Source organism: Pseudoflavonifractor phocaeensis, assembly GCF_038439875.1.
GTDB lineage: Bacteria > Bacillota > Clostridia > Oscillospirales > Oscillospiraceae > Vermiculatibacterium.
This window is the reverse complement of sequence record NZ_JBCDMT010000007.1, coordinates 75,532-89,598: the sequence shown is the minus strand read 5'-3', so window position 1 is coordinate 89,598 and position 14,067 is coordinate 75,532. Positions and strand designations below refer to the sequence as shown.

General features: G+C 60.6%; 12 protein-coding genes and 2 tRNA genes. 9 read left to right on the top strand and 5 right to left on the bottom strand.

The window, feature by feature from the left end:
• The first annotated feature begins 30 nt into the window (after nt 1-30).
• From AAEU42_RS13570 to AAEU42_RS13555, 4 genes are all read left to right on the top strand, one after another.
• Nucleotides 31-756 carry a LytR/AlgR family response regulator transcription factor gene (locus AAEU42_RS13570; protein ID WP_342234110.1) on the top strand — a complete coding sequence of 242 codons (726 nt, stop codon included), beginning with the start codon at nt 31-33 and terminating at the stop codon, nt 754-756.
• Nucleotides 753-2,120: an ATP-binding protein gene (locus AAEU42_RS13565; protein WP_342234109.1), complete on the top strand. Its 1,368-nt coding sequence runs from the start codon at nt 753-755 to the stop codon at nt 2,118-2,120. The genes AAEU42_RS13570 and AAEU42_RS13565 overlap by 4 nt, the downstream gene beginning before the upstream one ends.
• A gap of 82 nt (nt 2,121-2,202) precedes the next feature.
• Nucleotides 2,203-2,751, top strand: a complete 549-nt coding sequence (locus AAEU42_RS13560) for a dihydrofolate reductase family protein (protein ID WP_342234108.1) — start codon at nt 2,203-2,205, stop codon at nt 2,749-2,751.
• The gene (locus AAEU42_RS13555) at nt 2,741-3,091 is read left to right on the top strand and encodes a DUF2200 domain-containing protein (protein ID WP_342234107.1); all 351 of its coding nucleotides are present in this window, start codon (nt 2,741-2,743) and stop codon (nt 3,089-3,091) included. Before AAEU42_RS13560 ends, AAEU42_RS13555 begins: the two co-directional genes overlap by 11 nt.
• A 623-nt stretch (nt 3,092-3,714) precedes the next feature.
• Here the strand turns inward: AAEU42_RS13555 and AAEU42_RS13550 are convergent.
• Nucleotides 3,715-3,791: transfer RNA gene (locus AAEU42_RS13550), tRNA-Met, on the bottom strand.
• An 11-nt stretch (nt 3,792-3,802) separates the two neighbouring features.
• Nucleotides 3,803-3,891, bottom strand: a tRNA-Leu gene (locus AAEU42_RS13545).
• A gap of 354 nt (nt 3,892-4,245) precedes the next feature.
• Between AAEU42_RS13545 and prfB the strand changes: the two genes are divergently transcribed.
• Nucleotides 4,246-5,367 carry a peptide chain release factor 2 gene (gene prfB, locus AAEU42_RS13540; RefSeq protein WP_342234106.1) on the top strand — a complete coding sequence of 374 codons (1,122 nt, stop codon included), beginning with the start codon at nt 4,246-4,248 and terminating at the stop codon, nt 5,365-5,367.
• Nucleotides 5,368-5,714: 347 nt separating this feature from the next.
• On the opposite strand, the gene AAEU42_RS13535 is transcribed toward prfB, so the two are convergent.
• On the bottom strand, nt 5,715-5,954 hold the full coding sequence (locus AAEU42_RS13535) for a hypothetical protein (RefSeq protein WP_342234105.1): 240 nt from the start codon (nt 5,952-5,954) through the stop codon (nt 5,715-5,717).
• A gap of 97 nt (nt 5,955-6,051) precedes the next feature.
• Between AAEU42_RS13535 and AAEU42_RS13530 the strand changes: the two genes are divergently transcribed.
• The 4 genes from AAEU42_RS13530 (at nt 6,052) to AAEU42_RS13520 (ending at nt 11,670) form a co-directional block, all read left to right on the top strand.
• Nucleotides 6,052-6,300 (top strand): helix-turn-helix domain-containing protein, encoded by a 249-nt coding sequence (locus AAEU42_RS13530; protein WP_342234104.1) that lies wholly within the window; start codon nt 6,052-6,054, stop codon nt 6,298-6,300.
• On the top strand, nt 6,287-6,541 hold the full coding sequence (locus AAEU42_RS14585; protein WP_425288224.1) for a helix-turn-helix domain-containing protein: 255 nt from the start codon (nt 6,287-6,289) through the stop codon (nt 6,539-6,541). Before AAEU42_RS13530 ends, AAEU42_RS14585 begins: the two co-directional genes overlap by 14 nt.
• Before the next feature lie 143 nt (nt 6,542-6,684).
• Nucleotides 6,685-8,982: a bifunctional metallophosphatase/5'-nucleotidase gene (locus AAEU42_RS13525; protein ID WP_342234103.1), complete on the top strand. Its 2,298-nt coding sequence runs from the start codon at nt 6,685-6,687 to the stop codon at nt 8,980-8,982.
• A 183-nt stretch (nt 8,983-9,165) separates the two neighbouring features.
• Nucleotides 9,166-11,670 carry an alpha/beta fold hydrolase gene (locus AAEU42_RS13520; protein WP_342234102.1) on the top strand — a complete coding sequence of 835 codons (2,505 nt, stop codon included), beginning with the start codon at nt 9,166-9,168 and terminating at the stop codon, nt 11,668-11,670.
• A 63-nt stretch (nt 11,671-11,733) separates the two neighbouring features.
• On the opposite strand, the gene AAEU42_RS13515 is transcribed toward AAEU42_RS13520, so the two are convergent.
• Nucleotides 11,734-12,984, bottom strand: coding sequence for a glutamate-5-semialdehyde dehydrogenase (locus AAEU42_RS13515; RefSeq protein ID WP_342234101.1), 1,251 nt, complete (start codon nt 12,982-12,984; stop codon nt 11,734-11,736).
• Between the two features lie 60 nt (nt 12,985-13,044).
• Nucleotides 13,045-13,857, bottom strand: coding sequence for a glutamate 5-kinase (proB, locus tag AAEU42_RS13510; RefSeq protein WP_342234100.1), 813 nt, complete (start codon nt 13,855-13,857; stop codon nt 13,045-13,047).
• Nucleotides 13,858-14,067 lie beyond the last annotated feature (210 nt).

The following is a 14,067-nucleotide window of genomic DNA, read 5'->3' as shown; positions in this document are numbered from 1 at the left end:
AAAAGGATTTGCGGAAGGAGGGCTTCTGGTGTGAGAGCCGCTATTATAGACGACATGGACCTGTGCCGGGAGGACCTGCGGAACTGCCTGGACCGGTACTGGAACGAGCATTACGCCGGGGAGGCGCCCGATGCCGCGGAGTTTTCCAGCGGGGAGGAGTTCCTCTCCCATTTCACGCCACAGGCGTGGGACATCATTTTTATCGACCAGTACATGCCCGGGCTCTCCGGGATCGAGACGGCCCGGGCCATCCGGGAGCGGGACGCCCTGGCGGCGCTGGTGTTCGTCACCACCAGCGTGGGCCACGCCGTGGAGAGCTACGGGGTACGGGCCTGCGGCTATCTGGTGAAGCCCTACGGGTACGAGGACTTTGCAAGGACCATGGACCTGGCCGGGGTGGAGAAGATACGCGGCGCCCGGGCCATCCGCGTGGAGCGGGAGAAGGTCCTGCTCCGGGAGATCCTCTGGTGCGACCGGGACGCGCATTACAGCCAGGTCCACACCGACGGACGCGGCGTCCTCCGCTTCCGCCTCCCCTTCGGGGAGCTGTCCGGACTGCTGGCCCCCTTTCCGCAGTTTCTGCCCTGCTACAAGGGGTGCGTCGTCAACGCGGAGCGGGCGGTAACCATTGACGGGCTGGATTTCGTGATGGACACCGGGGAGAAGGTCCCCTTCGCGCGGCGGGAGAAAAAACGGCTGGAAGAGCTGTACAGCTCCTATCTGTTCCAGCGGGAAAGAGAGGAGGCGCTGTTATGATGGATGCCGTGGACACACTGATGGTGCTGCTGTTCCCGTTCCTCGATTCCCTGCCCTTCACCCTGCCCCGGTACTGGCTGTTTCGGGGCAAGCTCCGCATCCCCTTTCGGTACGTGGTGGCGCTGCAAATCGCCCTGTCGGCGGTGTACAGCGCGGTCTTTTACTACATCAATCTGGGGGGCTACGAGGCGGCGGCCCGGTGGACGACGATCACGCGCTACTTCTTTCTGCTGGTTTTCCTCGCCCTCGCGTTCCTGCTGATCAAGGACAGCTTTCCAAAGCTGATGTTCACCTATCTGCTGCTGCTGGCGTGGTCGTTTTTCGTCATGGGGAACGCGAACTACATCGAGAGCCGGTTTTTCTGGGATTTTTCCGATCTGCATCCGTACCTGGTCTACAACCTCGCCCGGGTGGCGGTCTACCTGATCACCTGTCCGTTTTTGCTGCGGTTTTTCAGCCGCACGGTGGCGGACGCACTGAAGATCGATGACAAGGCCATGTGGCGGCACCTGTGGATCATCCCGCTGTTTTCCACGCTGTTCGGGATGCTCTACTGCACCGTGACGGACGTTTACGCCTACGCCTCGTGGCAGTTCCTCGTATCCCGCTACCTCATGCTGTTCGGCGCCTGCTATGTGTCTTACGTGGCTTTGAAGGTGCTGGAGAGCTCCCGCGCCCGGACGCGGCTGGAGGCCGCCCTCATCTATGCCGACCGGAGCCTCCTGGCGCAGAAAAAGCAGTTTGACGCGCTGGCCGCCAATATGGAGGAAATGCGGAGGGCCCGTCACGACCTCCGGCAGCATTTGGCCGTGGTGCGGTCCTACATAGAGCGGGACGACAAGGCGGGCCTTTCGGATTACATCGACCTCTACCGCGGCAGGCTGCCCCCGGACATGCGGGAGCGGTATTGCCAAAATGACATGGTGAACGCCATCGTCTGCTACTACGCGGCCCTGGCCCGGGACAGCGGCGTTGAGTTTGAAGCCGGGGTGGACTACCCGGAGGACTGCCCGGTGTCCGGGACGGACATCACGGTGCTGCTGGGGAATCTGCTGGAAAACGCCGTGGAAGCCTGCAAGCGGGAGACGGGGGAGCTGAAAACCATACAGCTTCGGGTGAAGCGGCGGGGCCCGTCGCTTTTGATCCTGGTGGACAATCCATGTACGGCGCCCATCGTGTTCGACGGGGACACGCCCCTCTCCTCCAAGCGGGAGGGGGCCGGGATCGGGGTCGTCTCCGTGCGGGAGATCGCGGCCCGGTACGGCGGTACGGCGCAGTTTGAACAGAAGAACGGCATGTTCTATGCCTCCGTCCTGCTGAAAACCGCCCCGGACAGGGTTCCGGCAGGGGCGTCCAGGGGTTAGAGGCTTAGGATACAGGACAGAATACCCACAGGGTTTTATCTGCGATGCTCCCATAGGGGGCGGCTAAACGATGGAGGAAATAATGAGGAAAGTCACACTCTTCATCGCCATGAGCCTGGACGGACGTATCGCCGACGCAGACGCCAGGGTGGACTGGCTGCAAGGGGAAACGCCGGGAGCAGACGATATGGTGAGCTACCAGGCGTTTATCAAGGACGTAGACACGGTCCTGATGGGCTGGAACACCTACCACCAGGTTGCCACGGAGCTGTCCCCGGATGTATGGCCGTATGGGGAGCTTACCAGTTACGTGCTCACCCACAGAACCCTGCCCCCGGCGGACGGGATTCGGTTTGTCGACGAGGACGCCTGTGACCTGGTCCGGCGTCTGAAGCGGGAGCCGGGGAAGGGCATCTGGGTCTGCGGCGGGCCGAATATCATCCAGCCGCTGCTGCGGGAGAACCTCATTGACGCTTTCCACATCTCCGTCATCCCCACCATCCTGGGCGGCGGCGCCCGCCTCTTCGGGGAACTGGACCAGGCGCACACGCTGCGTCTGGTGAAGACGGAGCACTACAATGGGATCGTGGACTTGGTCTATGAACGGAGGGAGGGCCAGCATGGAGCCTGACAAGGTATATCAAATGGACGTCTCCAAGGTCTACCCGCTGCTGGTCAGCAAGGCCGAGAAAAAGGGCCGGACCAGGGCCGAGGTGGACGAAGTTACCCGCTGGCTCACGGGGTACAGCCAGGAGGAGCTGGAGAAGGTCCTGGCACGGCCCACCAGCTACGCAGCCTTTTTCCAGGGCGCTCCGGCCTTGAATGAAAACAGGAGGTTGATCGATGGCTCGGTCTGCGGGATCAAGGTGCAGGACATCGAGGACCCCCTGATGCAAGACATACGGTATTTGGACAAGCTCGTGGATGAGCTCGCGAAAGGGAAACCTATGGAGAAAATTCTGCGCAAGTAGCTGCTGGAAGAGAAAAAGGACCTTCATCCATGACGGGATGAAGGTCCTTCTTTTGTTGAGGGACAGCGTTCCCAGCATAGGACTGGGGCAAATGGCCTGGAAGATTCCACCTCGGGGCACCGTGGTTAAAAAGAATGAATCGAAGCTGTGGAGCATCACAATACTCCACAGCTTCGATTCATTTGTGGACTGTTTAAGAGAAGAATGGTAGGAATTTCAATTAGTTTGGCGATACCCCATCCTTCTTCGAGATTTTCTTTGTTTCCAACGCCTGGGTATCGAAGTTTGAATCCTCTGCGAGAAAATGACTAATTGAAACGTCTATCCCTGAATAATAAGATGCCACAAACTGAGCATTATGCTCACAGAGATAGCATTTCAAATCGTCTTCCGAAGTGATGAATTCCCGTAAAGGTGAGCGTGAAAAAACTAAAGGGGGTGTATGAGAATGGTGGACGACACTATTTTGGCTTTTCGGGACTCGCGATGTAAGGGATAAGCATCAGAAAAAGTAAAATAAGCATCGCATAAGCATCAGATAAGCATCACAAAAAAGCGGCCTCAACAATTTGAATTAAAAAGTAAAAAAAGCATCTGATTTCCAAAGAAATCAGATGCTTTTCTGGTTGCGGGGACAGGATTTGAACCTGCGACCTCCGGGTTATGAGCCCGACGAGCTACCGAACTGCTCTACCCCGCGATATGAATTTGTGGTGCCGGAGACCGGGATCGAACCGGCACGTTCTGTTGGGAACACAGGATTTTAAGTCCCGGGCGTCTACCAATTCCGCCACTCCGGCATGGATGACACGGGCCTCTCAAGTGCTTAACTACTATACCATAGGATACACGCAGTGTCAAGGAAAAATTCCAAGTATCTTTTTTGGGGCCCCCGCATAAGATAGGGGGAACCGCTGTTTTTTAGAGAGGAGGCGCCGCTATGGAGGAAAAAAACCTTCCCATCCGGGCGGGTGGGGAAAAGGGCGACGTGGACGACCTCATATTTCCCATTCAGTCCGCACCCATTCCCAGCGACCGATAAAAGGACCAAAGACCGCCCGAAGGGGCGGTTTTTGTGTATCTTTCCCTTTACAAGCCGGGCGCTTTTGGATATAATAATATCCGCTGATTTTAAGAATGCGAGTGTGGAACATATGCTGCAATTTGATGAATATAAGATCAAGCTCAACAATCTAAAGCCCGCCTTGGACGAGCTGAGCCAGGCCTTGGACCTGGACAGCGCCGCCCGTGAGCTGGAAATGCTGGAGTCAGAGAGCGCTTCCGATGGGTTTTGGGACGATTTGGAGAAGTCCCAGAAGGCCACCCGGCGGATGAATTCCCTCCGGGGCAAGCTGGAGAGCCAGCGCAAGCGGGAGAGCGAGTGGGACGACCTTATGACCCTCTGCGAGATGGGCAACGAGGAAGAGGACGAGAGCCTCCTGCCCGAGCTGGAGGAGGGCTACGCCAAGCTGGAGAGCGAGATGGAGGAGGCCCGGCTTTCCACCCTGCTGAACGGTGAGTACGACAGCTCCAACGTCATCCTTACCATCCACGCCGGTGCCGGTGGCACCGAGGCCCAGGACTGGGCCCAGATGCTTCTGCGGATGTATACCCGCTGGGCCGAGCGCCACGGGTACGAGTGCAAGGTGGCCGAGGTCACCGACGGGGACGAGGCTGGCATCAAGTCCGCCACCATCATGATCGAGGGAGATAACGCCTACGGCCACCTGAAGAGTGAGCACGGCGTCCACCGCCTGGTGCGGGTCTCTCCCTTTGACGCCAACGCGAGAAGGCAGACCTCCTTCGCCGCGCTGGAGGTCATGCCCGAGATCGAGGACGACGTGGAGGTGGATATCCGCCCCGAGGACATCGAGATGCAGGTCTACCGCTCCTCCGGTGCCGGCGGCCAGCACATCAACAAGACCTCCTCCGCCGTCCGGCTCATTCACAAGCCCACCGGCGTGGTGGTGGCCTGCCAGACCGAGCGCAGCCAGTTCCAGAACAAAGAGACCTGTATGAAGATGCTCCGCTCCAAGCTGGTGCAGATGAAGATGGAGGCCCACGCCGAGAAGATCTCCGACATCAAGGGCGTCCAGCTCAAGATCGAGTGGGGCAGCCAGATCCGCTCCTACGTGTTCATGCCCTATCAGCTGGTGAAGGACAACCGCACGGGGTATGAGACCAGCAACGTCAACGGCGTGATGGACGGGGATCTGGACGGGTTCATCAACGCGTATCTGAAGTGCAGCGCTACCGGGAACTGGGTGACCAAATAAGGGATTGGGACGGATGCCCGAGGGGGTGTCCGTCCCAATTTGTTTTCCGCCTTTTGAAAGGTGGGGGAAATCTGGGGGAGGTCTTTTCTGGAAAAGACCTCCCCCCAGGCCCCCCAGAAAAGCACTCGGGGGAGAGAGTTCCGACTCTCTCTCCCCCGAGACCTCCTCGCTCAACGGCCAGCCAAGGGGGCCTCGGCCCCCTTGTTTGGATTCATCCCCCGGGGCCGTCCACAAGAATGTGGGAAAACCCCGTCCCCTTACTCCGTAACGGGTCCGGGGTTCGGCAGCCCTTAGGCTTCCCCTCGGGGGAAGCTGTCTGCGAAGAAGACTGATGAGGGGAACCTGCCCTACCCAAAATCGTGCCGTGAGGTAATCAACCCGGCGTTGTTCATAATCTCCACAATTTGGTCAAGACAGTAGAAATCCTCCAAATCCTCGTCGTCCAGCGTGGCTCGGATGGCGTCCAAGGTCTGAATTGCCTCGCTGTTGACACGCTCCTCCAAAATGTGCAGATCCGGGGGGAGCAAGTACTGTACAACCATCCGGCCAATCTCATGAGTGATGAGGTCCATAGTAGAATCCGGCATAGTTTTTCCTCCGTGTATCATTTTTACAACCGATTGTATCACGCGCTTCGTATAAAATCAAGAAAAAGTGCGAAAAGTGATACAAGGCGGTGATGGTATGCCAAAGCCCAGAACAGAAACAGGGGAGAAAAATTTGGTTGGTGCAAGGCTCAAACTGTTGAGAGCCAGGGAGAAGATGTCTCAACGCGATTTGGCGCGTAGACTTCAGCTGATGGGCTTTGATATGGATAAGAATGTGATTACCCGAATTGAAACCAACAAGCGATATGTGACAGATTTGGAAATTCGGGCTTTGGCGAAGGTCTTTAAAGTTTCTTATCAATATTTAATTGATGGTGAAGAATGACATGAGAGCGGAGGACGGGAGCAAAAACCTGGTTGGACCCCGTGTCCGGGCCCTGCGGCAGAAAGCGGGACTTTCCCAAGAAGAATTGATGACACAGTTACAGCTTTTGGGAATGACATCTGAACGAGGTGTGGTAAAGCGAATGGAAAACGGAGACCGGGCGGTCAGTGATTTAGAAGTGCGTTTGCTGGCCAGGTATTTTAAGGTTTCCTATGAATATCTCATTGACGGCACAAACTAAGGCCATCCTTAATATAAGGATGGCCTTTTCTTTTATTTTCTTTGGGACAGGCTATTGTTTTTTTGTCACCATTTTGTTACAATTATAAATGTCATAAATCTTATATTTTCCCGGCAAAAAAATAAAGGAAAAGGTGAATGTCCATGAAGAAGAAAAAACTTCTGTCCCTGGCGCTTTCCCTGGTCATGGCCTTCTCCCTTGCGGCCCCCGTCATGGCGGCCGATGAGGAAGAGACCCCCGTTACCCCCTACACCGTCCCTGCTGATGTGAAGGATAAAATTGTTATTCTCCACACCAACGACACCCACGGCGCCGATATGGCCGTGGAGGGCAAAACCATTGGCACCGCTGGTGTGGCCGCACTGAAGGCCGACTTCGAGGCCGCCGGTGCCAAGGTGCTTCTGGTCAACGCCGGCGACTCCATCATGGGCAAGCCCCTGGTGAGCGCCGACAAGGGCAAGAGCGCCATCGAGTTCATGAACGCCGCCGGTTACGATGCCATGACTGTGGGCAACCACGAGATGGACTTTGGTTATGATAACCTCAAGGAGCTGGCCAAGCTGGCCGAGTTCCCCATCCTGGGCGCTGACATCCTGGACGCCAAGACCAATAAGCCCGTCTTCGAGGCCAACAAGATCTTTGATCTGGGCGGCGTGAAGGTCGGCGTCTTTGGCTTGGCCACCCCCGAGACCCTGACCAAGGCTGACGCCTCCAAGATGGAGGGCATTACCTTCCCCGAGAAGGAAGAACTCTACAAGTGCGCGCAGGCTCAGGTCGATGCCCTCAAGAAGGACGGAGCGGACCTCATCGTGTGCCTGGGTCACCTGGGCATCGCTGACGAGAGCGCCGGCAACCAGTCCATTGACCTGTGCGAGAACGTCAACGGTATCGACCTGTTTGTGGACGGCCATAGCCACTCCACGACCGAAGAGGTCACCGCCGCCGTTGCCAAGGCCGAGGCTGGCGAGACCAATGTGGTCAACGGCACCAAGATCGTCTCCACCGGCACCGCTCTTGTAAACGTGGGCGTGGTCGTTTACGACAAGGACGCCAAGACGCTGACCGACTCCCTGGTTCCCGCCGCCGAGTACACCAAAGTGGACGAGGCCGTTGCCAAGATGATCAGCGACCGCAACGACGAAGTGAACAAGATGTACGGTGAGAAGATTGCCGTGACTGAGGTCGACCTGAACGGTTCCCGCTCCGGCGGTGATTCCACCGCCACCAACACCAAGACTGTTGTCAACTTCCCCGACGGTATCGGCAACCGCACTGCGGAGACCAACCTGGGCGATTTTGCCGCCGACGCCATTCTGTGGCAGGCCCGCAAGACCCTGGGCGAGGATAAGGTAGATATGGCCCTCACCAATGGCGGCGGCATCCGCGAGACCATCGCCAAGGGCGATATCTCTAAGCTGGACCTGCTGGCGGTGTTCCCCTTCGGCAACACCGTGGCGACTATTGATGTCACCGGCGCCCAACTGTTGGAAGCCTTGGAGGCCGCTACCTCCACCACCCCAGACGCCATCGGCGCCTTCCCCCAGGTTTCCGGCATCGAGTTCGTCATCAACACCTCCAACAGCTACGACCAGGGTGAGCAGTATCCCGCCTCTACCTACTTCGCCCCCAAGACCATCAACCGGGTGGAGATCCTGACCGTGGGTGAGAACGCTTTTGACCCTGAGGCCACCTATACCATTGCCACCAACGACTTCACCGCCAAGGGCGGCGACACCTTCGGCGTGTTTAAGGCCGTGGGAGGTTGGAAAGATGTGGGCGTTTCTCTGGATGACGCGCTCATTAATTACACCACCGAGGTTCTCAAGGGCACCATTACCGCTGAGCAGTACGGCGAGGCCGCCGGCCGCATCACCATCGTCAACCGTCCCGCCGATCTGGACGCCAACGAGTGGTACTACGCCGCCGCCATCCAGGTGCTTGACAACGGCTACCTGAAGGGCACCGACAAGGGCTTTGACGCTGCCGCCAACGTGACTGTGGCCACCGTCTACCAGACCCTCTACAACATCGAGGGCAAGCCCGCCGCCGCTGAGGACGCCAAGACCGTCACCATGCCCGAGGGTGCCTGGTACGCCGACGCCATCAACTGGGCGTTCAACGCCGGGCTCTACACTGCCGAGAGCTTTGACGCCGACGCCGTTATCACCCGCTCCGCCCTGGCCACTATCGTGGCCAACTACTGCCAGAGCAAGGATCTGGCCGTGGAGGGCGGCATGGCCGTCAAGGAGGCCCCCGACTACGACCAGGTCCCCGAGGCCGACGTGGCCGGCGTGGGTTACTGCTTCGAGGCCGGCATCATGACCGGCAACGAGGCTGGCGCGCTGGTGCCCGCCGGCCAGCTGACCCGGGCCGAGTGGGCCCAGGTCCTGGTCAACCTGGAGGCGTTCACCACCGAGAGCGCTCCCGCCAAGGCCGCCTGAGCGGCCCTCTGATCCGAACAGCATGCAAAGGACCCGGGGATGAATTCATCCCCGGGTCCTTTTTCTTTATCAGTTCCAAAGGTTTTGGTAAAATATATTTGTGTTTTATGTATAGGAATGGTAAGATAATAGTACATTCCAAGCCGCCGCGATAGAAACCATGAAAAGGAAAGGTGAACGCATATGAATTGGAGAAAACCCCTCTCTCTGGCGCTTTCCGCCGCACTGTCCCTGTCTTTGGCCGTCCCGGCCTTTGCCGCGGACGAGACCCCCGCCCCCTGGTACGCCGAGGCCCAGGCCTATGTGACCGACAAGGGCTATATGACCGGCACCGACAAGGGCTTCGAGCCCGACGGCACCGTGGACCGGGCCACCGTGTTCCAGACCCTCTACAACTTGGAGGGCAAGCCCGCCCCCGAGAACTCCACCGTTCTGACGGACGGCGGCTGGGAAGTGGACGCGGCCAGCGCCTACTTCACCGATACCACCGCGACGTGGTATTCCAACGCCGCCAACTGGGCGGTGGACGCCGGGCTTGCGAAAGTCCCCGAGGATAAGCTCTTCAACGGCGAGCGGGCCATCACCCGGGCCGAGATCGCCGCCATCTTCTCCCGCTATGCCCAGATGGACGGCTGGATGGTGGACGTCACGGACAGCGCCGTGGCGGAGGCCGCCGACTACGCCGCCGTCCCCGCCTGGGCCGCTGAGGACATGGCCGTCTGCTATGAGCTGGGGCTGATGACTGGCGACCAGAACGGGAACCTGAACCCCGCCGCCACCGCCTCCCGGGCGGAACTGGCCACCCTCCTGATGAAGCTGGACACCCTGGTGCCCGCCTACACCGAGGAGACCGTCGCCATTGAGGTGCCTGAGACCGACGGCATCCCCGCCCACACCATCCCCGCCATCGTCACCATCCCCGGCGGCGAGGGGACCTTCCCCGCCGTGGTGATGCTCCACGGCACCGGCTCCGATAAGCACGAGGCCGGCGGCGGCTACGATCTGGCCGCCCCCGCCATGGCCGCCTCCGGCATCGCCACCATCCGCTTCGACTTCATGGGCAACGGCGAGTCTGAGGCTGACTACTCCGACTATAACTACACCTCCGCCAACATCGACGCCAAGGCCGCCGCCGACTACATGGCCGCCCTGGACGCCGTGGACGGCGGCAAGCTGGCCGTCATGGGCTGGAGTCAGGGCGGCACCAACGCCCTGCTGGCCGCCGCCGCTTATCCCGAGACCTTCAAGGCCGTCATCACCTGGTCCGGCGCCACCAAGCTGGACGGGGTGAGCCTCTTCGGCGACAAGACCTTTGACCAGGCTTACGCCGCCGCCAAGAAGGACGGGGCCTACACCATGGAGTTCGACTGGCGGGAGCCCCTCCAGGTGGGCGAGCGCTGGTTCCGGGAGGTCAAAGAGACCGACGTCCTCAAGGAGACCGCCAAGATCGCTGCTCCCGTCCTGGCCATCAACGGCGATAAGGACGACGTGGTACCCATGGACAACGCCGAGGCCATCCAGAAGGCCGCCCAGAACGGACGGACCTGGATCGCGGAGGGTGCCGACCACACCTACAACGTCTTTACCGAGGCCGAGAGCGGCTATCCCACCATCGGCAGTGTCATCAACGTGGGCATCGGCTTCCTGGAGGAGACCCTTAACGGTGCCCTGGAGCCCGCCTACGCCCTCTCCGTCAGCAAGTACGGCAACGTGACCACTACCATGCCCGTGTCCGTCTTTGACGGCGCCGGCTATTGTACGGGCGACATCCTGAAGGTCACCGTGGGTGACACCACCATCGAGGCCCCCTACGGCACCGGCTATTCCAACGTGGACACCGGCAGCGTCATCGTTCTGCCCGACGGCGACACCGGCACCGTGGCCATCGCCATCAACATGGGCAACTTCGCCGGGACCTACAGCGTCACCGAGGAGACCCCCATCGTCTTCTCCATGGGCGAGAAGGAAGGCTACCTGGAGGAGTACGAGATCCGCAACATCGACTCCCTGCGCACCAACGACCGCAAGGACTACAAGTCCGACGAGATCTTCGCCAACTTCCGTGAGATCAAGATGGGCGATATCGCCGCCGGCACCCTCTACCGCTCCGCCAGCCCCGTCAACCCCGAGCTGGGCCGGAACACCTACGCCGACGCCCTGGCCAAGAAGGCGGGGGTCAAGACCTTCATCAACCTGGCCGACGACGAGGAGACCCTGAAGGCTTACGAGGGCTATGCCGAGAGCTACTACGGCAAGCAGAACGTGGCCGCCCTCAATATGGGCGTGGATTTCGCCGCCCCCGAGTTCGCCGAAAAGCTCAAGACCGGCCTGGAATTCATGATCGCCAACGAGGGCCCCTACCTCATCCACTGCACCGAGGGCAAGGACCGGGCCGGCTTCGTCTCCATGCTGCTGGAGGCCCTGATGGGCGGCAAGAAGGACGAGATCGTGAACGACTACATGCTCTCCTTTGAAAACTACTACGGCGTGGAGCACGGCTCCGACCGCTGGACCCGCATCGCCCAGAGCAACATCATCTCCAACCTCCTCAAGCTCACCGGTGCGGAGGACGAGAAGGCCCTGGACAAGGCGGACCTGGTCAAGGCCGCCGAGACCTACCTCACCGACACCGTGGGCCTGACCGCCGAGCAGGTCACCGCCCTGAAGGACGTCCTGTCCGGGAAGTAAGGACAGCGCAAAAAGACCGTTCCCCGAGAGGGGAACGGTCTTTTTTTAATAAAATGGGAAGCCTTACTCCCGGACCTGCCCGGAGCCGTAGATGACGTACTTGGTGGAGGTCAGCTCCTCCAGCCCCATGGGGCCTCTGGCGTGCATCTTCTGGGTAGAGATGCCGATCTCCGCTCCTAGGCCGAACTCAAAGCCGTCGGTGAACCGGGTGGAGGCGTTGACGTACACCGCCGCCGCGTCCACCGCATCCAGGAACCGCTGGGCCACAGTGTAATTCTTAGTGACGATGGCCTCGGAGTGGCCGGTGGAGTGGGCGGCGATGAAATCCACCGCCTCGTCGAAGCCGGAGACCACCTTCACCGCCAGCTGGTAGTCGCCGTACTCCGTGTCCCAGTCCTCCTCCGTGGCGGGGACCACAAAGTCCCCCAGGATATCCCGGGCCTCGGGGCCGCCGTGGAGGACCACGTTTTTGTTCTTGAGGTACTCCCAGGCCATGGGGAGGAAATCCTCCGCCACCGCCCGGTCGATGAGTACGCACTCGGCGGCGTTGCACACCGAGGGGCGGGAGCACTTGGCGTTGTAAAGGATGCGGGCGGCCATGTCCAGGTCCGCGTCCTGGTGGACGTAGACGTGGCACACCCCCTCGCCGGTGCGGATGACGGGTACGTGGGCGTTGGCCGCCACCGAGCGGATGAGCCCCGGCCCGCCCCGGGGGATGAGCACGTCCAGATAGCCCGTCAGGTCCATCATCTCCTGGGCGCTCTGGCGGCTGGTGTCCTCCACCAGGGCCACGCAGTCCCGGGGCAGGCCGCTGGCTTCCAGGGCGTCCCGGAGGATGGCCACCACCGCCTTGTTGGAGCGGAAGGCCTCTTTCCCGCCCCGGAGGAGGACGGCGTTGCCCGCCTTGAGGCAGAGGACGGCGGCGTCCACCGTGACGTTGGGCCGGGCCTCGTAGATGATGCCCGCCACCCCCAGGGGGACCCGGCGCTGTTCGATTTTCAGCCCGTTGGGGCGGCGGATAGTCTTGACCACCTGGCCGATGGGGTCGGGGAGGGCGGCCACCTGCCGGACGCCCTCGGCGATGCCGGCCACACGGCCCTCGTCCAGGGCCAGCCGGTCCAGCAGGGCGGGGCGCATCCCGGCGGCCCTGGCGGCCTCCAGGTCGGCGGCGTTTGCGGCCAGCCACTCGTCCTGGCGGCGGAGCAGGGCGTCGGCCACGGCGGCCAGGGCCCTGTTCTTTTCCTCCATGGAGGCGGCGGCCAGCCGCCGGGCGGCGTGTTTGGCGGCGAGACCCTGGGTTTCCATGACTGTCATAAAGATGACCACCTTTCTGTGAGAGATTTGGGGAGGAGGGGGATTGGAAGGCTGGGGCGGTCAGCCCACGGAGGTGGGCCGCCGGGCGGCCGCGAACCGGGTGCCCACGTCTCTGCCCTCCACGATGTCGTAAAGGGCGTCCAGATGCTCCGAATTGGCGATGACCATGTCGATGCCGTGGTCCATGGCCCGGCGGGCGGCGGTGAGCTTGGTGTACATGCCCCCGGTGCCCCACTGGGTGCCTCCGCCCCCGGCCAGAGCCTCGATCTCGGGGGTGATGGCCTCCACCCGGTGGATGAGTTTGGCGCCGGGGCACTTGTGGGGGTCGGCGTCGTAGAGCCCGTCGATGTCGCTGAGGAGGACCAGCAGGTCGGCCCCGCACAGCCCGGCCACGATGGCGGAGAGAGTGTCGTTGTCGCCCAGCACCTTTTTCTGGCCGGTCTCGATCTCGGTGGAGGACACGGAGTCGTTCTCGTTGACCACCGGGATGCAGCCCAGCTCCAAAAGGGCGGTGAAGGTGCCCGACAGGTGCTCGGCCCGGCTGGGCACGTCCACGTCCTCATCGGTCAGCAAAATCTGGGCCACGGTCTGGCCGTACTCGGCGAAGAACTTGTCGTAGAGGTGCATCAGCTCGCACTGGCCCACGGCGGCCACGGCCTGCTTCTGCCGCAGCTCGGTGGGCCGGGCCTTCATCCCCAGCTTGCCCGCCCCCACGCCGATGGCGCCGGAGGAGACCAGGATGACCTGATGGCCCATGTTTTTCAGGTCGGCCAGCACCCGGGCCAGGCCGTCCATCCGCCGCAGGTTGACCCCGCCCCCCTCCCGCAGGAGGGTAGAGGTGCCCACCTTGACGACGATCCGCTGTGCTTCCATGGGGAAGCCCCCCTTCTTGTGTTCTATGGATGCTCACCATCATAGCACACTTTTCTGTGGAAACAAAGAGGATAGGGGAGATGAAAAAAGCATTTTTGGAGAATCATACGAAAAAGGGACAAAGTCTGAAAAATTTTTGCCCAACTGAAAGAAAACTGAATGGTTTTCTCCATTTTAACCTGATTTCTGTTGAAATCATCCGACAAATGG